Below are 19,357 nucleotides of genomic sequence, written 5' to 3'. Positions count from 1 at the left end.
TCACGGCCCCCGACTTGTTCACGGCAGACGCCCGATCCCTCGGGCCACGGCGATGATGCTTGCGACTACGAGGGCCACAGCGGCCATCAACAGTTTGATGCGCACCAACGTCAGACCCAGCCCCTTCATCACTGACCGGCCCGCAGCAGCTTTGCCGCTTCATCGGCGGTGATCAGGTCGGACTCCATCACACCAATCGTAGCTCCGTAGGGCCGGATGCGCTTCACCAAGGCGCGCGACAGGCTTCCGACGACCTCCGGCTTCGATGCGGGCGGAGCGTCTAAAGCCACAGCTTCCAACGCCTCTTCCGATGTCCCAGCCAACACCGCATACACACAGACCGCTTCGCACTCCTGCGACACGGCTACGAGATAGGCATGGCGCTTCGGCGAATGCGACATCAATCCGGCGTACGAGCCTCAGGCTCGCGCGTCACTGAGGAATGCGCCTGGGACACAGGTATCTGCAACACAGTCCCGCCGCGATCGGCGCGCCTCCTGAAGACAATGGCGGGGGCGGTCCGCCGAGTATCACGCCGCCAGGAGTACCCCGCATGCGGAACACTCTGCTGGCCCTGTTGGCCGTCGTCGTCGTCATGGCCGCCCACGGCGTGGCCAAGCTGATGCTACTGCCATTCCGGGCGCTGCGTGGCCTGTTCCGACACCGACGCAAGCCAGCCCAAGTGACGGTCGGCTAAACCGGCAGCCCCTCTCGTTCAGGGATGGCCGAGCGGGCAACTTGCCGACGAGCACAATCGGCAATTCCCCAAGCCATGCACAGGACGCCATGGGGGGAGCCATCTGCCCTGTTTCGAGTCTACCTTTACATGAGTTAAAGGACGCGACCGCAACGGCACGAGCCCCTGCACCGCATGCCACTCGAAATCGAGCGCAAGTTTCTCTGCACGCCTGCCGTTCTGCCCCTCTGCCAATCCGGCACGCTCCTCGTCCAGGGCTACCTCTACACCGACGCCAACAACACCCTCCGGGTCCGCCGCGCGGGCGACCGAGCGTTCCTGACGTGGAAGGGGCCGAAGAGCGGTGCCAGCCGGGAAGAGATCGAGACCGAGGTGCCGTTGTCGATGGGCGAGGCGCTGCTCGCCGACGTGCCGATGCACGCCCGCATCCAGAAGACCCGTTACCGGATCGAGCACGCTGGTGCGGTCTGGGACCTGGACGTGTTCGGCGGTGCCCACGATGGGCTGATCCTGGCCGAGATTGAGATGGCGCACGAGGACCAGTTCGTCGTGCTGCCGCCTTGGGTCGGACAAGAGGTGACTGCCGATCAGCGTTACCGCAACTCGCGGTTGGCCACCTGGGCGAGACCGGACCGGCTGGCGGCCTGACACGCTCGATCCGACTGGAACGCGTTTGCTCTGCCGACCCCGGATACGGACTGGGAAGTGGTGCCTTCCAGATTGCGTCACGCTGATCATCAGGCCGGAAGGATGTGGAGCATCCCGCCGATCACGCCGAGTGTCCCCATGCCGATCAGCCCCGCGGCAATGTACATCCGCATCCAGCTTTGATCGGCGGTCACCGGGCGGTTCTCGTCGAGGTAGTCAGACCAATCGACCACGGGTCCCCATCGGGTTGCACAGTTAAGAGGGGGCGTCCTCTATGCCCGTGCCACGACGATGAGATGACCTTGGCCGTGTCAGGACGGCCCAAATTGTACGGCAGGCGACACGGTATCCAAGCTTCGGTATACGCCCCTCATCACGAGCAGTTGTGAATGAGGAAAAAGAGCATGAAGCAGCCAGATAATAAGCCCGAGAAAAAGGATTATTCAGAAATCCTGAAGCAGGAGGCCAACGAGGTCACGGGTAAAATCGACGAAAAATTTGATAATCTGGCTAAGAAGTTTCGAGATAAGGCCGACAGGGCAAAAGAGAAGCTGAACGACACGAAGAAGGAAGCCAAGCGGGCCGTTCTGCTTCGGCGCTTCGAGTTGTATGCCGATGCCGCGAACCACCTGGAAGAGTTCTCAGCCCCCAGGCGGGAGGGGAACGACAAGATCAGCGACTGAGCCCTTTTCCACCAAGGGCTTGAGCCACGTTGCGCATCGGCTCGACCGCTGGTGAGATGGGATGCTCCTTCGCCCGGTGAGCAGATCGGGGTGGGGTCGAGCCGTTTGTCAACCCAAATCAGGCAAACCCGCTTCTAGCCGCATGGCATGCCGGCAGCACCTGGCGTAGCTCGGCCGGATGTCAGCCGGTCTCGCCCCCACCCTGATCCCGAACCCCGTTGCGATGTGGCACGGGGCTATCGAGAACATCTCCGAGCGTGCCTCGCCATGCCGCCATCTCACGCCGACGCAGTGGGCGACGATTCGGGAGTCGGCGCTCGATTTCTGCATCCGCTTCGTCGCCGGCGCCCACGGACGAGGCTGGACGGCGTCGCAGCCCTTCGGCGTCCACCCCGAGCACGGCACGCCGCGGGTCGAGTACTGCGGGGGCTGATGATCGCCGGCAAGAAGGCGCTGGCGGTCGAGCCGGATCGGATCCTGTTCGAGCGGACCTCCGGCTACCAGAATACCCCGGGCAAGGTATGGGGGCCGCCGATCTGGGAGTTCGCGGGAAGGGGCGGCGGCAAGTAAGCAGACCGACTTGGCTCAGAAGCTAGCGCAATGCGCAGCGACCCGCTCTGCGAGGCCCTTGGCAGTAAGGGGAGCTTCAGGGTGATCGAGCTTCAGCGCCGCTAGGGGCATCTCGGGGAACTTGGCCTCGTCCAGGTTCTGCACCAAGCCCAGGCCACCGCGCGCCATGATCGCTAGAATGCCCGCGGCCCCATCGCTGTTAGCGACGCTGAGCACGATCCCGATGACGCGCGTGCCGTAGATTTCGGCGGCCGAGATGAACAAGGGGTCGGCGGCCGGACGGGCGAAGTGGACCTTTGAGCCTTGATCCAGCCAGATCGCGCCAGCGCGCAGCCGCATATGGTGGTCAGGCGGCGCCACGTAGATCCGGCCGTGCTCGATCACCTCGCCGTGCTGCGCGAAGGCTGCCGGGAGATGGCCGCGCCGAGCGAGGATGTCGGGGAGGATGCTCTCGTTCGCCCCGATGTGCTGGACGACGAACACGGAGGCGCGGCAGGTGGGTGGCAGCGCAGCGATGATCTGCATGAGCGGACCGAGGCCACCAGCAGAGGTGGCGATGACGATGATGACACCCATTTCGCTGTGGCAATCACTGCGGCAGGTTCCGGTTCGTCCGCGCCCAGCGGAATGTTCGGAGTAGACCGTCGGCGATCGGGTCGAGCCACAGCCTCGACCGCTAAGACTCCCGCGGCTCGCTCATCCCGATCTCGGTCAGCAGCTCGCGCCCGGCCTGCGTCAGGAACCACAGCTTCCGTCCGGACGGCCCTCGTACCGGCATCTCCTCGACCGGACCAAGATCCTGAAGCACCGGCATGACGCTCGGATGCACCCCGTGCCGCATGCCCTGCGGGTACAAGGCGCAGGCGCGAAGGCCTTGAAGCTGAAGCCCGCGATGAGGGATACGGATCTCGGTGGGCATGGGCCGAGTTACCGTGAGACGGGGGCCAGGGCCATCCCACGACTGACCCTCAGCACCTCAGCTCTGCCGACGCCGGGCGATGGCGTGACCGATACCTGTCAGCAGCACCTGCGACAGGCTGCCGAGATCGGCATGAGCACCCTGCTTAAGCGCCGTATGCGCTTCAATGCAGCGATCGGCAGCCACAAGCAGCGGATCCTCGATATCGGGGGTGAGTAAGGCAGCCGAAATGGCGGAGCCGCGGTGACTGTCCGTAGTCTCGATGTAGACACCAAGGCCTTGCATCACGCCGCTCTCGTTGTGCGAAAGGGTGCCTCGGTTGAGGATCCAGCGCACCTCGCCCGACTCGGTTAGGATCCGGAACTCAGCCGAGAACGGACCGCCGGTCCGGCGAGCCTGGCGGATCTGTGCGAACAACCAGTCCCGATCGTCCGGATGTGTGCGTCCGAGGGCGGCTTCGAGGGGCAGCGGCTCGCCGGCGAGGCTGGCATTGCCAGCCAGCACGGCAGCTGCGCCTTCATCAAGGACAGAGCGACCTGCGGCGACGTCCGTATTCCAGATACCGATCAGCCCTGCTGCCTGCAAAGCTGGAACCGTTGCGGTAAAAGATACCATTCAACTGCCCCCTCCCACTATGTCTGAGCTTCTTACGAATGCTCCGGTGCAAAAGTTTCGCACAGTTACAAACTTGGATCTGAGGCGGGCTGATTGCACGATTGAATGTTGCAATTGCTAGTTTTCTTCCCCTATCATTTACGGATTTGGAAAATTCTGTTATCAAAATGGCAATCTGTAGAATTAGTATTTGAAGATCGCTGGTATCAAAAATGGACGACGATCGCACTCAGTTCACACTGCAGCGAGTAGCTCAGACCCTTGGCGTCTCCAGCGATATATTTGATGATCAAGCCAGCTATACGCTGGACTTAAGCGGCGCCCCCGTAGGTGTGCAGGCGGTAGAACTTCTGAACCTGTTCTCAATAATTTCGGATCCTGAGCTCAGGCAATCGTGCCTCGCATATGTCCGGGAAGCAGCACAGCGTGCCAAGAGGGCCTGAGGATAGTCCCCGGGGTGGAGCCTTCGTCCGTTCGCCTACGCGGACGCGATCAGCATCCAGTCTCGGGCCTCCGCCATACGCTCATCATCCGGAGTTAGCGGCATATCGATGATGAAGCGGTTCACGATGTGCCGGACGACTTTCTCATCAAGGCCAAGCCCACGCGCGAAGCCCCGCAGGCCCAACATCAGACGCTCGACGACGATCTCGTGATTTGGGTCAAGTTCGTCTTTCAAAGCTCAGCCCTTCACCGGGTGCGCGAGTAGGATCGCAGATTTGACCGCAGCTCGCTTGCTGCCAGGTCGGGCTGTCGGCTCCTTCAGGGTGGCCGTTGCGTGTCGATCTGCCTTAACGGCCGCGGTGACGTCCAAGACCCAGCCGGAAGCCAGCTCGAACGGGCCGATCTTGGCATTGGCGAGCACCGCGTCGACCGCAGCGCTCACTTGCGCATCGGTGACCTCTTTCGATTTCAGGAGGTCGGACACGGTCGGGTTGCTGGCCATGCCGGAGAGCTACTGCAGCGTGCCGGGGGCGTCCACCAGCGGGCAGCAGGATGCGGATCGCTAGTTCGCCTCTTCGTCCGCAATTGCTTGGAGAGCTTTCAGGGCCTGTGCCCGGCCTTTGTCCGATCTGATCTTGCGCCACAAGCGCAAGCAATCGTCTTCACCCGCGCTCGCCTTCAGAGCCGGGTCACCGCCGTAGAACTGTTCGACGGGCACGCCGAGCACATCCGCTATGTTGTGCAGGATCGCCCGCTTGGGGTCGTCGGATTTGGCCATGACAATCTCGAAACCGGGCCTACGAAAAAGTGGTTCCACACCATTCAGATACGCCTTCGCCGCCGGTAGTACGTGCTCACCCCTGAAGCTGATACCGAATGGAATTTAAGGAGCACTGCGGATGATCTTCGTCACGAAGGCGGAAGGCGGCCTGAGCTATGTCAGTCCCGAGTGGACCGCCTTCACCGGGCAAGCCGCCGACGAGGCCGTTGGGCACGGGTGGTTTCAGTGCGTGCATCCGGAAGATCACGAGAGCGCCGTCGCCTTCTTGCGCAACGCTCGCGATCAACAGAGCGAGTACAGCCTGCGCCTACGCCTTGCCGATGGCAGCTTCGCCTGGGTGATGATCGGGGCCGTCCCGTCCTACGGGCCGCCAGACCACACCTTCCTCGGCTATCTCGGCTCACTGACAGAGATCGCCGTCAGCGGCTTGGAACGGCTGACAGCCTACGGCACGCTCAACCGCTTTGTCCCGCCACCCATGAGCCCGACGACGCCACCGGGCTCGACCCTCGAACTCGTCGCAGACCATCTCCTGATGGCGCACGGGCTCATTGAGCAGGACCACGCCAAGGAAATGCTGCCGGTGCTGAGGCAGGCGCTGATGGTGGCCGGCAGCCTGCTGGCGCGGAACATGACCTCGACCGACCGGGAAGGTCGTTTCCACTGAAGGACGGACCACACCGGCCGGGCGGCCATATCATTACGGCTCGCCCGGCCTTGCGCATTCCCGACCGCGACAGCAGGGGATGATCCTAAGATAGGCGCGAGCGCGACCGCGGGGAAGCCGCGCTGTATCCCCAGTGCTCTTGCGGACCAGTGTTTCATCCAGTTGAAGGACCGATTGGACCGGCGTTTCGTGCCATAAGCCGCCCTTATGCGAATTGCCCGGCGAAACAGCCGTCGCGCTGAATGTCCGCTATTGGTGAGCGCCCGAGGCTCCTTGAATGACCGGGATGGGCGCAAAGCGGCCGGCTTGGATCGGGCGAAAGTCGCCCGTCATCTTGGCAACGTGGCGGAGCGCTTAGCGGACCCGTCGTCACCGACCCTCGACGGACCCGAGCATTCGGCGCATCCCGCCTCCGCGCCACTCCGGTCATTCTCATGCTCGCTGGTCTCGGCGAAGCCTGAACAACTGCTGGGCACGGTCGGGATCAGCCCTCATGCACCGGCAGGATTCACCTCTTGGGAGGCGGCGCACGCATCATTCAGCGCGATCCGGCGAGCCCATAGTCGAGGCCTTTGTCCACCTCGCGATGCAGCACAAAATGTCGCTGGCGCAGGCTCGATTCACAGCCTTTCCGGGACGGCGTCTCGATCAGCGAAATGCCGTGCTCAGTCCTGTCGAGGTACAGCACCTGCTGGCCGGCCTCCTACTCGATCTTCCAGCGGATCCGGAGGCGACCACGAATGGGACAGGCTCCGCGCTCGGGTGCTTGCGTCAGCGATATGTGGTTCGCTATCCTAATTGGGTGAGCTAGCTCACCGCCGAGGTCGTCCTCTGGTCCATGATGGGCCCGCTCCCGCCTCGGTGAGTCGGGAGCGGTTCTGTCACTTGACGAGCGTGGCCCTTTCGATGGCCGCAGCGACTTCCGGCGCGTGAACAACCAGTGAAGCGTGGCTGCCGGCCACTTCTGTCGTTTGGGCCTTCATCTCGGCAGCGAAGAACTTCTGCACCTCCGGTGCGATAACCTTGTCTTTGGCGCTAACTACGTAAAACGTCGGCTTGTGGCGCCAGGCGGCCACATCGACAGGTGCCTCGAACGCGGTGTGGTTCAGTGGCAGCTGATGGTCAGCCAGGGCACGGGCGATCTGTGGGGGCAGGTCAGCCGCGACCGCCGACGGGAATACTTTGGGATCAATGTACAAATTTCCTTTCACATCCGGATGAATTGCCGCAGCACCTTCAGTCACCGGACCGCTCTTGGCGAGTGCCGCCAAAGATTGCCCGACGTCTGGCGCGAATGCCGAGACATAGACGAGCGCCGACACCTTGGGATCGTTGCCGGCCTGGGTGATGACTACGCCGCCCCAGGAATGTCCGACCAGAACAGTTTTTCCGTCCTGCTTTGCCAGCGCACGCCTGGTGTCCTCGACGTCGGCCGCAAGCGACGTCAACGGATTTTCGACGAGCGTTACAGTGTAGCCTTTCTTGGTGAGAATGTCGGCCACAGGCTTCCAACTCGATTGGTCGACGAACGCGCCGTGGACGAGCACGATATTGTGAGCCGCGTAGCTTGGAAGCCCGGCTGAATGTGCGGTGGTCGATATCACCCCGGACATCAGGGCCGCGGCGATCGGAAGGAGACGCGTCTGCATAATAACTCCCATTGTTGATAGGAATTCGCGAAATCTCGGATTATAGACCTGGAAAGATGGCGTCTCTGGAATCTTTGCAGGACATTGCTGTGCCTGCGCGCGAATATTCGCAGACTCTGAAAGTTCACACGGCGCCGGTCTCTGGTCGCCGAAGGCGCTATCGACGCCTGATTTAGTGGGTTATGGCGCAGCGGATTACGGCGATGAGCCGCTATCTCAGTGTATTGTTAGCTATCGGCAAGATCGAAGCGATACGCCACCCGTCCTGAGTTTTCTTGAGTGTCTGACAGATCAGAAAAGTGTCGCTCTGCGGCTCATGTCCGGGAAGCCCACGCGTGAAGACAATAGGAACAAGGATCTGGACCACATCGGTTGAAAGTACCGTTGCGTGGAATTTGCTCATGTCCGGGTTCAAGCGCCAAGTGCCTTGATAGTAGCTTTTGAAGCGCTCAACCACAGCGTCGGCTCCCCGGATGTCTGCGCCGCGCGAGAAGAAAAGTGTCTCCGGCGAAGCCCAGAGCATGGATTTCACGTCATCCACGGCATGGGCATTCTGCGCAGTCACGAATTTGGCGAACAGATCCCGCGCGTCTGTTACGGTCTGATCGGCCGATGCTATTCCAGAAAACATCAGGGCGATTGCAGTGGCAAGGAGCGGTGATTTTTTCATGAGCTCATCTTCTGAATAAAAAGGGTGTAGGAATACTGCCACGATAGTCGCGCTAAATCCGTCGACGCTTCGCAGAGTTGGGCGTCGTCCTTCTTCCGTCACTGGAATCGTCGAAGAGGACCGCCCAGGAGAATCGCTATTCTTCAGCCCGCAGCCATCGCGAGAACGGCTCGGAGCTGATCGTCCAAGTTACGGGCGACTTCATCGACCTCCGGCTTTCCGAATTGACCGAAGGTGCTGGCCGGGCGATCGTATTCGAACGCGACATTGCCATTAGCATCCTCACGCAGCAGCACCCGGATCGGCGCATACAAGGCGGCTGAAAGAGCGTGCCGGGTCATCCGCACGGCCGTCAGCGGATTGCCGATGTCGTACTGGATGGCGCTGCGGGTCAGTCCGGCCGTGAGGAGCAGGCCGCCATGGTCTCGGGCACCGAAGATCGAGAGTGGCGCCTGTCGTTCCAGGAGGTCGCGCGCCTCATCCACCTTCCCGTTGAGCAGGAGCTTGGCATAGGCGTGATCGAGCGGAGGCACCGAAGCTTCCAGGGAGGAGCGCACCGCCTCGAAAGACTTCAGACAGCGGAGCGTCACGTGCTCAACCGTGACGTGGGTCGAGGTCATCTGTTCGGACATGGTATCAATTCCACGTTTCTCGCGGCGAATGGGGCGTAGGCCATGACAGCGGATCTCGCCCCGTCCCGACCGCAGAGTGCGGGATCCGGACGGCGAAGACAGCAGGCGGTCAGCGGACGGCCGAGACCTTCGTCTTCGCCGTCCGCGCGAGGATGATGTCAGCCCAGGCCTTGGGGCGTTCCAGCGCGCTGAAGTGCCCCGTCCGGTCGAGGGTGATGACCTCCGGCGAGGAGATGGCGGCCTCGACGCCCGCGCGGTCCCGGGGCCTAGCCCAATCCCTGTCGCCCCAAACGAGTGTGACCGGCGCGGTGACCGAACGATACCGGGCGCGGGCGGCGACGAAGCTCGGGAGTGCCTTGAGCAACGTCCGCGCGGCCTTACTGTAGCCAGTTCGACCCCCGACCCGGGCGTACTCGTCCAAGAGGTCGGATGGCAGGCTGCGCGGGTCGTGAAAGCCTCCGCTCATAATGCCGCCGGTGATGGCCCGGTTCTCCAGCGCTGCGAAGATCGGACCGACGACCGGCGCCCGCACGCTCTTGATGATAATCGAGGCCAGGAGGTTCGACCGTTCCAGTCCCGGCAGGTAGTCGTAGGTGTTGAACGCGAAGACCCGCTCGACTTCATCACCGAGTTCCGCGGCGAGCGAGAGCGACAGCGTAGCCCCGATGGACTCGCCTGCGAGGGTCGGGCGCTCGATGCCGAGGGTGGCGATGAACGCCCTCAGAGCCGCCCGCAGGGTGGGCTCGTCCTTCGGGGCGTCCGGTCTCAGGTCCGACCAACCGAAACCCGGCAGGTCGAGTGCGTACACCGTGAAGTGCGGCGACAGCAGCGGGATCACGCGCTGGAACAGGTCGAGTTGGGTCCTCACCGTGTGGGTGAGGATGAGGTCCGGCCCCCTGCCGACCTTGACGTACCGGATGCGGGTCCCGTCCGGCAGGGTCGTGGCGGCGATCTCGCCGGACGGGAGCCAACGGCGGGTGTAGTCCTGTGCTTCGTGGCCCAGGCTGGTGGCGGGTTGCACAATCATGGCGGTCGGGTCCCAGAGCGACGTGTCTGCGCGGGGTGTTGCCCACGCCCGTTGCGCTGAAACCTAGACGCCCGTCGGCATATCCCATATGTCAAAGATCCACCTTTTTCGGACATTAGACGCAGGGATCCGCCATGCCTTCCATTGGTGTCGTCTTGTTCCCCGGCTTCCAGGTGATGAACTTGGCCCCGCTGACAGCCTTCGAGTTCGCCAACCTGGAACTCGGCCACGATTTCTACGATGTCGTTTTCGTGTCAGAGGAAGGCCGGCCGATCAGGACCTCCATCGGGATGGTCATCGAGACGGAGCCCTTCTCGGGCCAGCATTTCGACACGGTCATCGTGGTGGGCTCGATCAAGGTCGATCCCTCGGCCCCCGGCCTGATCGAGCTGTTGCGCGAGACGGCGGCCACCGCCCGCCGAATCGCCGCGACCTGCACGGGTGCGTTTCTGCTGGCCGAGGCGGGCCTGCTCGACGGTCGGAAGGCTGCGACCCACTGGGCCCACGCCCGCGAGCTGCAGCGGCTCCACCCGTCGATCAAGGTCGACGACGACCGCATCTTCGTTTCGGACGGCAATGTCTGGACCTCGGCGGGTATGACAGCTGGCATCGACCTCACGCTGGCGTTGGTCGAGGACGACCTCGGGCCCGAGATGTCGAAGGGCATCGCCCGGAAGCTCGTTGTCTACCACCGCAGGACGGGTGGCCAGTCGCAGTTCTCTGCGTTACTGGAGCTTCAGCCACGGTCCGACCGGGTCCAGAAAGTCTTAGCTTATGCTAGGAGCAATCTTAGGAACGAACTCAGTGTCGAGGAGCTGGCGGAGGCTGCGCGCCTCAGCCCGCGCCAATTCAGCCGGATCTTCCGCGACGAGACCGGCCAGTCACCCGCGAAGGCTGTCGAGAACCTCCGCTTGGACGCCGCCCGGACGATGCTGGAGGACGGCAGACATTCTCTCGACACGGTGGCCCAGGAGACCGGCTTCGCCGACCGGGAGCGGATGCGACGCGCGTTCCTGCGAGCGTTCGGCCAGCCGCCCCAGGTCCTCAGACGCAACGCCCGCCATCTCGCTACGCCTGACGTTTCACTGTAATGCAGCCCCTCGTCACGTAAGCCGCCCCTTTCAAGTGCAGAGGTCGACCTTACAGCTGTAACGGCGATTGTCTGCTTTGGAGCAGCGGCTCAGACAGCTCGGATGGCCGGTATGGGCGCGTAGCCGAATGTCCGGTTTCGGGCGACGTCGCAACATCAGCTCTCAGAGCGGTAGGAGCCTCGCGGGCGGGCGGCGCGAGCAACGCGACTGGCTGGCAACACCACAAATGCCGCCCTTGGCCTCATTACGCGCTAGAGTCGCAGCAGGTGATTTGTAATAACCTGCTGGGCTTTGATTTAACGAAAGTCTCGCGGGAACTTATCGGAATGAACCGCTCAAAGCTCGGCCGCCCACGTAACGCATGCGTAACATGAGTACATCGAATTATTTGGCTGTGCTCGGCCTAATGGAAGCGGTGGCCGTCCCATCCTATGACGAAGCCTTACTTGCGGTTGAGACCAACGCATAGTGCGCGGCTCTCGCCCGTGCCTTTGGTCGGGTTCGCCTAGATGCCAGCCCTCCCCTGCCTATGCCTGTTTTTTGCGGATCAGCGGCTTAGCCTGCTGATAGTGCCTAGGAGAGGACTCGCCTACCCCCTAATAAGCCATTGATTTAATTAAGTCTTCTATGCTCCAAACCGTCCGGCTGTGACCCGGTCCTGTGACCCTGCCGACTCGTGGCGGACACGTCAATCGACAGTATTATCGAATTTCTTCCTAAGTAACAAAAATATAACGCTTTCGATTCATCTATTTAATCCCAAAAAATATTATGAGCATACTAAGTAAATTGAATTCAGCCAGAGTAATAATAGCAAAAACCGCCCTACTTATACTTGATGAGGTAAAAATGTAACTCGATAAAAAAGAGATCAGCTGCTGGCGATTTGATGTGGTTATAAGATTGCATATTTAGGCGAGAATGACAGGATATATAAGGAGGTCCCGCATGAAACGAATCATCTTGACTGTTTTCGTCGGCGCTTCCTTGGGTGGATGTTTTGGCATAGACACGCCAACGATGGAAGAGCCATTACAACAATATGGGAATCAGCGATTATTCGAGAATATTATCGTCCAGCATGTAAAGTGTGAATTGAGGCAGGGACTTGAAGTTGCCCTCAATGATGATCTATATAAAGGTCATAGGATCGATTGGCTCAGGAACTATGGAGCGAAGGTCACATTAAAGATAACTTCGGACGAAAAATCGGCAGTTTCGCCAAATATTGCTTTAACAAATATTCTTCCTAATGCCACAAAGATATTCCCGTTTGGCGGAAATGTTACGCGAGGTCAATCTTTCGCTGTGGGTTTAGGCGGAACACTGTCGGCGAATGCGACTCGTGCAGAGTCAATAGGATTTACTTACGATTTCCAGTCTTTGATAAAGAACGAAAGCTTTGTGGCAGAATGCCCGGGCAGTAATGGTTTTCAAATCAACAGCAATCTGCGAATTGCCGAGTTCATAAGAAATAAGGTCTTTATTGCTCGCGTACCGGGGGCAACGTACCCGATAGGTTCTGCATCCCCGTTTAATACTTTTAATTATGAAGTTACATTTGTTTCCTCTTTCGGAGGATCCTTAAATCCGACATGGACATTCTTAGAGGTCGCAGCTACGGGAAGTCCGATGTTTAGTGCTGCCCGAACAAAAACCCATTACCTCAATATAACGCTAGGACCTGCTATTCCTGGAACAAGATCTAGGCCGCCAATATTGTATCAGCAGGCGGAAGATGTCCACATAGCATCTCTTATCGGCCAGTCAGTGGCCAATGCTATAGCATCACAGCAAAGGTAATTATCATGAGCGTTGACAAACATTTTTCTAACTCGCAGCCAATAACCGAAGAGGAGGCGAAAAAACTTTTTTCACAACATTTAGAGACGCTTCACTTTCAATGGGGAGCGGGTGTGCCGGAGGATAGTGTGTGCGCGTATTCAAAATGTATCGACGGAAAGATTCTGGTCATGAAAGCTGATGCTGCTGGCAATTGTACTAAATACAGTTTCGTAGGCTGCTGAAATACACCCTTCAATCTTAATATTTTTCCTATGCATCCTGGATGCTTCTCAGTGCAGGCAGCATTATACGGGCATTTGGCTCGAGCGTCTCGTAGTCGATAGCAGCAAGCGGCTGGGTGGCGGTGAGATCGCTGGTGAATCTTACGCCGCTTACGCCAGGAGGCGGATTACCTCGAAGAGCCGGGACCTCCCTCATGTCGTAGTAAAGAAGCGACGTCGAAGCGAGCGTCAGATCGAAGCTCCAGTTCATTGCGACTGCGAGGTCCTGGCCGAGCGTGTCCGCGACAATGGTCTGGAGCCTCATCGTTGCACGCGGCATCGTCAGGCGCGCGGAGATTGCGTCGATGAGGTCGGACAGCGACGTCCCTCCAGCCATCTGCTCGACTAGTACGGACGCGAGGTAGCCAACCGAACCAGGAGCCGGATTCGCCTGTTCGAGCGATAGTGAGTGAAGGCGCGCACGCATACCGGAGGCCTTCGCCTCGAGCCGCAAGCTTCCAGCCGCAAAGTCGAACCTCTCGTCGGGATCCGCGCGCCAGGCCCATACCGCACCGACAGGATCGCGCGCCGCACGAATCACCATTAACTCGCCCACGAGGCCGATCACGGACCGTCGCGGCGGGCTCCGTAGCTTTTGGAACAGGTCCGCTAGATGGCTGAGAGCGTCCGACACCGCGTCCGCGGATGGGAGCGGTCCCAGCATGGGGATCATGATCTCCACGACACCCGCGAAGTACGCCTCGATCGCAGGCTCGCTTGATCGGCAGGTCACGCTCGTGAGGCGCTCGACGCGCTCGGCACCGCCCGGTTCCTGAATCCTGCAAGGAACATCGAAGCTTGCCGCAAGTCCCGCGAGCACAAGCGGAACTGTTCGGCCTGCGCCCGTCGCGCGGATCAGGAGCGTAGCGCCGCCCTCGCAGTCTCGGCCGGCATAGTACCCGGCCGGATCAGGTAGCTGAAGAACATGAAAGCCTCCGCCGGCAGGCGCGGCAAGCCTGCCGAGAAGCTGGCTAAACCTCTCAGTCACGCGGACGCAGCCTGGCCCTGCTGGATCTGGACCAGCCAAGCGCGTGCGATAGCGGCTGGGACGTATGTAGCAATCAATGGGGCCGCCTGGGCGACCGTCGCTCTCTCGAAGTGAAGGTCATAATGATGGATCTGGAGGCTCACCTGGTTGGTGGCTGCGAAAAACGTATCGCCCGGGTAGGCCATCCCGCCTCCCTGCCGCGCCGTGTGGCCCTGGAGGAAGCCCTCTGCGAGGTTGCCTTCCTCATCGACAGTACGGAAGATGTCCTGGACTCCGGGCCTCATTTGGTACACCGCGGCCTCGAGGTTGGGATTTCTGCGGAGAGCCTCGACAGCGACGAGCAGCAAGCCGGTAAACCCAGCTGTATCGCGCGGATCCTCGAACTGGTACTCGGTCAACGTATCAACGACCATTTGCAGCGGCGCCCGTGCTACTAAGTGCTGCTGCGCTGCCTGGCTCGAGGTGTAGGTCGTGTCAGGCGCAAAGCTCAGACGGCCGGCCAGCCGGGCGAGAAGCTGGGCATTGTGCTGTCGAGCGGCCCGGGTGATCACAGCGCCCCGCTGCTGCTGCCAGCCACCCGACCTGCGCATCCGGACGAAGTCGTCGGCGATCACGGAAGTCCGGCAAGGCTTGAGTGCCGGATCGAGGACGAAGCGCCGCCGCCATGATTGCAGCCCGGTGCCGGTTTGTGAAAGCCTCGCAAGCTCGTTGCGCATGATATTCTCATGCTCCACGTAGCTCTCGAAGGCGGTTCTCGCCTGCGCGTCGAGGTAGATGCGGCAGATCCCGAGGAAGGGACGTTTGTATCCGAAGAACCGGGCGCGCTGCTGCAGCGTGTCGGCGTTGCCTCCGCCGATGCTCCTCGGCATGTACGTGACCGTCAGCGCGTCGACCGTGAAGCCGCGATCTACGGCCTGGCCACCAACCAGGATCCAGCCCAGCGCGTCCTTCCAGTCGATCTCCGGTGTCTTGGGCCTGCCGTTCGTGTTGAACTCGATGACCGTCGTGTGCTTGAGCGAGCGCAGGAGCGTCTCCTCAACTTCCTGGAAGGGAGGAAGCTGAGCGGTCGTGGCTAGCTCGTCGTAGGCAACCTGGAAATCCGCGATCAGCTCCTGGCGATCGGGATCTGATGGAGCCAATTCTAAGGTGGTTGCCCACTCCTGGATCGCTGCGCTGGCCCACTGCGTCACCTCGCGGTGATCGTTTCGGATTCGTGAGGGGTGGATCAGCATCGACCTGCGCTTCTTGCCGAGCGCCAGGCCGACGAAGAAGACGCGCATCGCCTCCAGCATGCTCTCAGGCGGGTCTGCTGGCATGACGCCTTGAACGGGCAGATCAATTACAGGTATATCGAGGACATAGGGGCTGCCAGAATCGAAAAACTCCGCGCCTCCAACATAGTCACCACCGGGCTCAAGGACGCGAACGAAATCCGGGGAGAGCGTATCGGCAATGTTGATCAGGAGCGGCGCCTGCGGCGTTGCTGTATATTGCAAGTAAGTGTGGCAGGGCACGGCCTCGCGCAGCTCCCGCAAGCGCGTGTAGGTCGTGCTCTCCAAGCCTTTCCGGACCTTCGTGTTCAGGCTCGCCTGGTCTGCCTCATCGTCGACGATCAGAACGTGCGTTCGCGATAGATCGAACTTCTTCAGCAGTTCTGTGAGGGCGGCCAGTCGGTCCTTCTGCTTCAGGACCGTAAGGATCAGGGTGGCGCGCTCATCGTCGTTGGATGAGGTCTGCCAGCCTGCCAAGGTCTGGCGGAGCAGCTGCTCGCTTTCTTGGTCAACACCTCGGATATTCTTGCGGATTTTCCAGGCGCGCGGCCACGAATCCCGCTCGGTATCCAGGTCGCGCGCGAGACGGGTATGCGACTGGGTGAGCAAGTTGTCCTTGTTGCCCGCGATGAGGATGACGATCGGGAAGTCATTGTCGCGGGCGAGCGCCATCACCGTGGTGAAGGACATTGTCTTGCCGCTCTGGACCAGGCCGACCACAAGGCCCGTCCGAGAGCCGGCTGCCCCGCCCGGCTCGACACCCGATCCGAGGATCTGGGCCGAGGCCTCGAGCAGGCTCTGGCGCCCTGCTGCATCCAGCGTCGTGCTACGGGCCAGGATACCCCTAGCCTCCTCGCCTTCCGTAGGGGTCCAGAGAATGCCGGGAACCGATGGCGCGATTGGGGTGGCAACCGCCGGTGTTTGTGAAGCTTGCGAGGTCATGGCTGTGACAGGGCCTCCCGAAGGATCTCATTCATGTTGCGCCGGATGCTCCCGGCCATCCTCACGCCAGACCGACGCGCCAGCTTCTCAGCCAAAGCGAGTGATGCGCCAACGCGGATGAGCGCCTCGATTTCGTCTGGTCGCGTCTGAGCAAAGGCGACCATGAAAGGGTGCGCCATGGAAATGCGGATTTGGACGACGGAGGCCTGGCCGTCTTCGCCAGGTCGATCGCTTAAGGTGAGCCACTCACTCTCGGCGGGATCATCGGCGAGTTCGATCCAGACCACCCATCGTTGGCCCCGGAACTGGAAGCTTAGCTCACGCTCAGCCAGCATCTCACGGTGCACGAGCGGTGTGCTTGGTGTCTCGACCGGAGCGGCATCAGCTACCGCAGGCAGGATCTGTGATATTGATCGCTCCATCGCGTCAGTCACACGCGACAACGCTTGTGCAGCCGCCGCCTGGCGATCGCGTTTCGCTGCGAGCGACCGGTACTGGTCGGCCTGCTTCAGAAGTGGGAGATCCTCGCTGTCGATGTTTTCTTTCAGCAACTCGAGGAATGGCTCCTCGTTGTCGTCCCAGCGAAACCCGTCCTTGGTATGGCTCACCTCAAAGCCCTCGAGGTGAAGCTCTCCGAAAAGGCGCAGGTGCCGAAAAGAGCCAGGAGCCTGGAAGATGGCTGGCGGGCGGTAGCCTTCCTCGCCACTGCCCTCGATTAGGCGCCCCCTACGAAAGAGCGCGAAGCCAGAACGGGTATGATTCCCTGGGTCACGGAGCGCGGCGAATCCGGTAGCGGACAGTCCGCTCCCGAAATCCAGGTCGATCTCCTTCCACCATCTCCTTGGCGTCTTGCTCGGATCGCGCTCATACGGCGCCTCCAGAATCGGCGGCTCCTGGTAGACGAGGGAGTCCGGCCCGAAGCGTAGGTCTAGGACCCCATCCCGGACGAACACCCTGTAGATGTCCGTTAGATGGTCCTTGATCTTGCCGATGGTGCGGCCGGTCGGCATGTGGAAAGGGTCGAAGAGCACGACTTCGGTGAAGTGGGCCCGCGCCGGCGAGGCGCTCTCCTCGATATCCAGTTCCTCAAGCTCATCCCGCACGATACGGGAGACGTCGAAGCTGACGCGGCGCTCGACGGGCTCATTGAGCGCCTTCGTGCGTACCTGCCAGCGCGGGGCAAACCAGCAGGCCGCGCTCTTCATCCCCATGCCGAACTCGCTCAGCCCGGTGGCGTCGGTCGGCACCACCGCTGGCCGGAACGCGCGCGGAAAATCGGCGTCGGCGATGCCCGCGGCGTTGTCCCTGATGGTGATCTTCCCGGGTAGCGCCGTGTCGACATCGATCGAGACGCGCAAGCGGTATCCCGGCCCATGGACAGCCTGAAGCGCCTCACGATTCGCCAGGTAACTCTGAACGGCGTTATCTACGAACTCAGCCAAAGCGAACCAAGGCTTGTAGTTCAGGTGGCGCAGCACCGACAGCACCGCGGCGCCGGGTCGAATGCTCACCTTCTGGAGCCGTCCGCCTTGCTCTGCCACAGGATGCCTAAGCTCAAGCCGCCAGGGTAACATGCTCGCCAGGCTCTGGCTGAGCATCTGCATCGACCAGTGCCTGCGCGATGGCGCGCACCACCTCGACGTTCACAGCATTTCCAAGTGCCTTGAAGGCTGCAGATTTTGTGGTCGGGAAATGCTTGAGGCCGCCCATGCTCTGCAGCCGACTGCACTCGCGCTCGGTCATGTAGCGCCTCTCCCACGCCACCACCGGGACCTGGCTTGTTGTCATCGCCACAAGGGATGGCGCGCGGCGCGGAGACTTCACCCGAATACCTGATGCCCGGAACTGAATGAGCTTATTCCAGACGGTGCGCTCCTCGTCCCTGCAGTTCCACTCGAACTTCTGGAAGCTTGGTGCGAAGTTCGCAATTCGAGGGAGCCAGCCATCAATCAGCCGCTTGTTCCGCGCGTAGAACTCGCGATTCTTCCGTATGAACTCGATTTTCCAGGATGGAAAACGGTCCGCTTCCTCGCGGGCGTAGGACGGCAACGCAGCCGAGACCTGATCTGCGAGCATCCAGGACATGCTACGCCCAAGCGCGCCATTGTACTTCGTGAGGCCGCGGAAGCCCTGCGAGTAGGGCGTTGAATCGGCGTAAGGGTACGTCGCGCCCCATTCCATCGCCCACATCGGCCAACTCGGCAGCTGCTCAGACGCAGAGAGGGAGGATATCAAATCGTCCCAAGTTGCCAGGTATTCGACGAATCGTCGCTCGAGGTAGCGCGCCTCAGGCGGATTGGTGTCCAGCACTGAGTGTACGGAGAGATCCGCGGGGGCGCTGCCTGATGGCCACGCAAATGCTCCGAGCGACCTCAGTCGGCCTACGATAAAGCACCGCTCCCGAGTTTGCGGAACGCCGAACATCTCTGGCGACAAGCGCTCCTCAGAAATGTCGTAGCCCGCTTCGACCAACTGGTCACGGATCTGGCGCCAAGTCGCCCCGCCGCGGTGGCGCATGAGGTTCGGCACGTTCTCCATAATGAGGAGACGTGGCTTGTGATGACTTAGAATCGCCAGGATATAGCCAACCAGGTCGCCATACTGCGGGCAGCTAAGCCCTCGCTGCACTCCAGCCTTTGAAAAGTTCTGACAGGGGAAACCAGCACACAGTACGTCGTGAGGGGGCACGCGTTCGGGCTCGACGTTGCGAATATCGCCGTGGGGCAGAAGGCCAAAGTTCGTTTGGTATAAGTTTGCTAATTCGGCGTTGGCCTCGCAGGCGAAAACACACTCGAGCCCAAGCGATGATAACGCCTGGTGGAAGCCGCCCAGCCCTGCAAAGAGGTCGATGAAGCGAAGTGGTGACGAAGATTTGACGTGGTCATTGGATCGAGCGCTAAGCATGCCCGCGAATACCTAGCAGGTGCTGATTAGGCATGGCCTTATCCCGTATCGATTCACAACGGCCGTTCTGCTGCAGCCCGTCCCTGAGCAGGC

25 protein-coding genes are annotated in these 19,357 nt (G+C 60.9%); 8 read left to right on the top strand and 17 right to left on the bottom strand.

Annotated elements, in window-relative coordinates:
• Positions 1-128: 128 nt before the first annotated feature.
• Entirely contained in the window at positions 129-401 is a 273-nt protein-coding gene (locus MFF40_RS11160; RefSeq protein ID WP_238260415.1) for a hypothetical protein, read from the bottom strand.
• 152 nt (positions 402-553) lie between these two features.
• Here MFF40_RS11160 and MFF40_RS11155 point away from each other — a divergent pair, with 152 nt between their 5' ends.
• Both MFF40_RS11155 and MFF40_RS11150 read left to right on the top strand, forming a co-directional pair.
• Positions 554-697, top strand: coding sequence for a hypothetical protein (locus tag MFF40_RS11155; RefSeq protein ID WP_187278441.1), 144 nt, complete (start codon positions 554-556; stop codon positions 695-697).
• A gap of 174 nt (positions 698-871) precedes the next feature.
• On the top strand, positions 872-1,345 hold the full coding sequence (locus MFF40_RS11150) for a CYTH domain-containing protein (protein WP_238260414.1): 474 nt from the start codon (positions 872-874) through the stop codon (positions 1,343-1,345).
• An 89-nt stretch (positions 1,346-1,434) separates the two neighbouring features.
• Here the strand turns inward: MFF40_RS11150 and MFF40_RS11145 are convergent, their stop codons facing one another.
• Positions 1,435-1,578 carry a hypothetical protein gene (locus MFF40_RS11145; RefSeq protein ID WP_238260413.1) on the bottom strand — a complete coding sequence of 48 codons (144 nt, stop codon included), beginning with the start codon at positions 1,576-1,578 and terminating at the stop codon, positions 1,435-1,437.
• 171 nt (positions 1,579-1,749) lie between these two features.
• On the opposite strand from MFF40_RS11145, the gene MFF40_RS11140 reads away from it, so the two are divergent.
• The 3 genes from MFF40_RS11140 (at position 1,750) to MFF40_RS11130 (ending at position 2,598) form a co-directional block, all read left to right on the top strand.
• Complete coding sequence (locus MFF40_RS11140; RefSeq protein ID WP_238260412.1) at positions 1,750-2,028, top strand: hypothetical protein; 279 nt, start codon at positions 1,750-1,752, stop codon at positions 2,026-2,028.
• A gap of 178 nt (positions 2,029-2,206) precedes the next feature.
• Positions 2,207-2,461, top strand: coding sequence for a hypothetical protein (locus MFF40_RS11135; protein WP_238260411.1), 255 nt, complete (start codon positions 2,207-2,209; stop codon positions 2,459-2,461).
• Positions 2,461-2,598 (top strand): hypothetical protein, encoded by a 138-nt coding sequence (locus tag MFF40_RS11130; RefSeq protein ID WP_238260410.1) that lies wholly within the window; start codon positions 2,461-2,463, stop codon positions 2,596-2,598. Before MFF40_RS11135 ends, MFF40_RS11130 begins: the two co-directional genes overlap by 1 nt.
• Positions 2,599-2,613: 15 nt before the next feature.
• Here the strand turns inward: MFF40_RS11130 and MFF40_RS11125 are convergent, their stop codons facing one another.
• The 6 genes from MFF40_RS11125 to MFF40_RS11100 form a co-directional block, all read right to left on the bottom strand.
• The gene (locus MFF40_RS11125) at positions 2,614-3,174 is read right to left on the bottom strand and encodes a chemotaxis protein CheB (RefSeq protein ID WP_238260409.1); all 561 of its coding nucleotides are present in this window, start codon (positions 3,172-3,174) and stop codon (positions 2,614-2,616) included.
• A 100-nt stretch (positions 3,175-3,274) separates the two neighbouring features.
• Positions 3,275-3,517, bottom strand: a complete 243-nt coding sequence (locus tag MFF40_RS11120) for a hypothetical protein (protein ID WP_238260408.1) — start codon at positions 3,515-3,517, stop codon at positions 3,275-3,277.
• 57 nt (positions 3,518-3,574) lie between these two features.
• Positions 3,575-4,132, bottom strand: coding sequence for a PAS domain-containing protein (locus tag MFF40_RS11115; RefSeq protein WP_238260407.1), 558 nt, complete (start codon positions 4,130-4,132; stop codon positions 3,575-3,577).
• Positions 4,133-4,610: 478 nt separating this feature from the next.
• On the bottom strand, positions 4,611-4,811 hold the full coding sequence (locus MFF40_RS11110) for a hypothetical protein (RefSeq protein WP_238260406.1): 201 nt from the start codon (positions 4,809-4,811) through the stop codon (positions 4,611-4,613).
• A gap of 3 nt (positions 4,812-4,814) precedes the next feature.
• Positions 4,815-5,078 (bottom strand): hypothetical protein, encoded by a 264-nt coding sequence (locus MFF40_RS11105; RefSeq protein WP_238260405.1) that lies wholly within the window; start codon positions 5,076-5,078, stop codon positions 4,815-4,817.
• Between the two features lie 60 nt (positions 5,079-5,138).
• Complete coding sequence (locus MFF40_RS11100; RefSeq protein ID WP_238260404.1) at positions 5,139-5,354, bottom strand: hypothetical protein; 216 nt, start codon at positions 5,352-5,354, stop codon at positions 5,139-5,141.
• A 121-nt stretch (positions 5,355-5,475) separates the two neighbouring features.
• On the opposite strand from MFF40_RS11100, the gene MFF40_RS11095 reads away from it, so the two are divergent.
• The gene (locus MFF40_RS11095) at positions 5,476-6,024 is read left to right on the top strand and encodes a PAS domain-containing protein (protein ID WP_238260403.1); all 549 of its coding nucleotides are present in this window, start codon (positions 5,476-5,478) and stop codon (positions 6,022-6,024) included.
• Positions 6,025-6,562: 538 nt separating this feature from the next.
• Here MFF40_RS11095 and MFF40_RS11090 read toward each other — a convergent pair.
• From MFF40_RS11090 to MFF40_RS11070, 5 genes are all read right to left on the bottom strand, one after another.
• Entirely contained in the window at positions 6,563-6,712 is a 150-nt protein-coding gene (locus tag MFF40_RS11090; RefSeq protein ID WP_238260402.1) for a hypothetical protein, read from the bottom strand.
• Between the two features lie 193 nt (positions 6,713-6,905).
• The gene (locus tag MFF40_RS11085; RefSeq protein WP_238260401.1) at positions 6,906-7,673 is read right to left on the bottom strand and encodes an alpha/beta fold hydrolase; all 768 of its coding nucleotides are present in this window, start codon (positions 7,671-7,673) and stop codon (positions 6,906-6,908) included.
• A 211-nt stretch (positions 7,674-7,884) separates the two neighbouring features.
• Entirely contained in the window at positions 7,885-8,343 is a 459-nt protein-coding gene (locus MFF40_RS11080; RefSeq protein ID WP_238260400.1) for a YybH family protein, read from the bottom strand.
• Between the two features lie 143 nt (positions 8,344-8,486).
• A complete protein-coding gene (locus tag MFF40_RS11075) occupies positions 8,487-8,975 on the bottom strand; it encodes a DUF302 domain-containing protein (protein WP_238260399.1) in 489 nt (162 codons plus the stop codon).
• Positions 8,976-9,084: 109 nt separating this feature from the next.
• On the bottom strand, positions 9,085-10,002 hold the full coding sequence (locus MFF40_RS11070) for an alpha/beta fold hydrolase (RefSeq protein WP_238260398.1): 918 nt from the start codon (positions 10,000-10,002) through the stop codon (positions 9,085-9,087).
• A gap of 134 nt (positions 10,003-10,136) precedes the next feature.
• Here MFF40_RS11070 and MFF40_RS11065 point away from each other — a divergent pair, with 134 nt between their 5' ends.
• Together MFF40_RS11065 and MFF40_RS11060 are read left to right on the top strand one after the other, a co-directional pair.
• Complete coding sequence (locus MFF40_RS11065) at positions 10,137-11,093, top strand: GlxA family transcriptional regulator (RefSeq protein ID WP_238260397.1); 957 nt, start codon at positions 10,137-10,139, stop codon at positions 11,091-11,093.
• A gap of 948 nt (positions 11,094-12,041) precedes the next feature.
• Positions 12,042-12,896, top strand: coding sequence for a hypothetical protein (locus tag MFF40_RS11060; protein WP_238260395.1), 855 nt, complete (start codon positions 12,042-12,044; stop codon positions 12,894-12,896).
• 252 nt (positions 12,897-13,148) lie between these two features.
• On the opposite strand, the gene MFF40_RS11055 is transcribed toward MFF40_RS11060, so the two are convergent.
• From MFF40_RS11055 to MFF40_RS11040, 4 genes are read right to left on the bottom strand one after another with little or no spacing between them, the layout of a single operon-like run.
• Entirely contained in the window at positions 13,149-14,147 is a 999-nt protein-coding gene (locus tag MFF40_RS11055; protein ID WP_238260393.1) for a PD-(D/E)XK motif protein, read from the bottom strand.
• Positions 14,144-16,360, bottom strand: coding sequence for a Z1 domain-containing protein (locus MFF40_RS11050; RefSeq protein ID WP_238260391.1), 2,217 nt, complete (start codon positions 16,358-16,360; stop codon positions 14,144-14,146). The genes MFF40_RS11055 and MFF40_RS11050 overlap by 4 nt, the downstream gene beginning before the upstream one ends.
• Complete coding sequence (locus MFF40_RS11045) at positions 16,357-17,964, bottom strand: ATP-binding protein (RefSeq protein WP_238260390.1); 1,608 nt, start codon at positions 17,962-17,964, stop codon at positions 16,357-16,359. The genes MFF40_RS11050 and MFF40_RS11045 overlap by 4 nt, the downstream gene beginning before the upstream one ends.
• The gene (locus tag MFF40_RS11040) at positions 17,915-19,264 is read right to left on the bottom strand and encodes a DNA cytosine methyltransferase (protein WP_238260389.1); all 1,350 of its coding nucleotides are present in this window, start codon (positions 19,262-19,264) and stop codon (positions 17,915-17,917) included. Before MFF40_RS11040 ends, MFF40_RS11045 begins: the two co-directional genes overlap by 50 nt.
• Positions 19,265-19,357 lie beyond the last annotated feature (93 nt).

The organism is Methylobacterium mesophilicum (assembly GCF_022179445.1).
GTDB classification, from domain to species: Bacteria; Pseudomonadota; Alphaproteobacteria; order Rhizobiales; family Beijerinckiaceae; genus Methylobacterium; species Methylobacterium mesophilicum.
The sequence above is the reverse complement of the archived record's forward strand: the minus strand, read 5'-3'. Positions and strand labels throughout refer to the sequence as shown.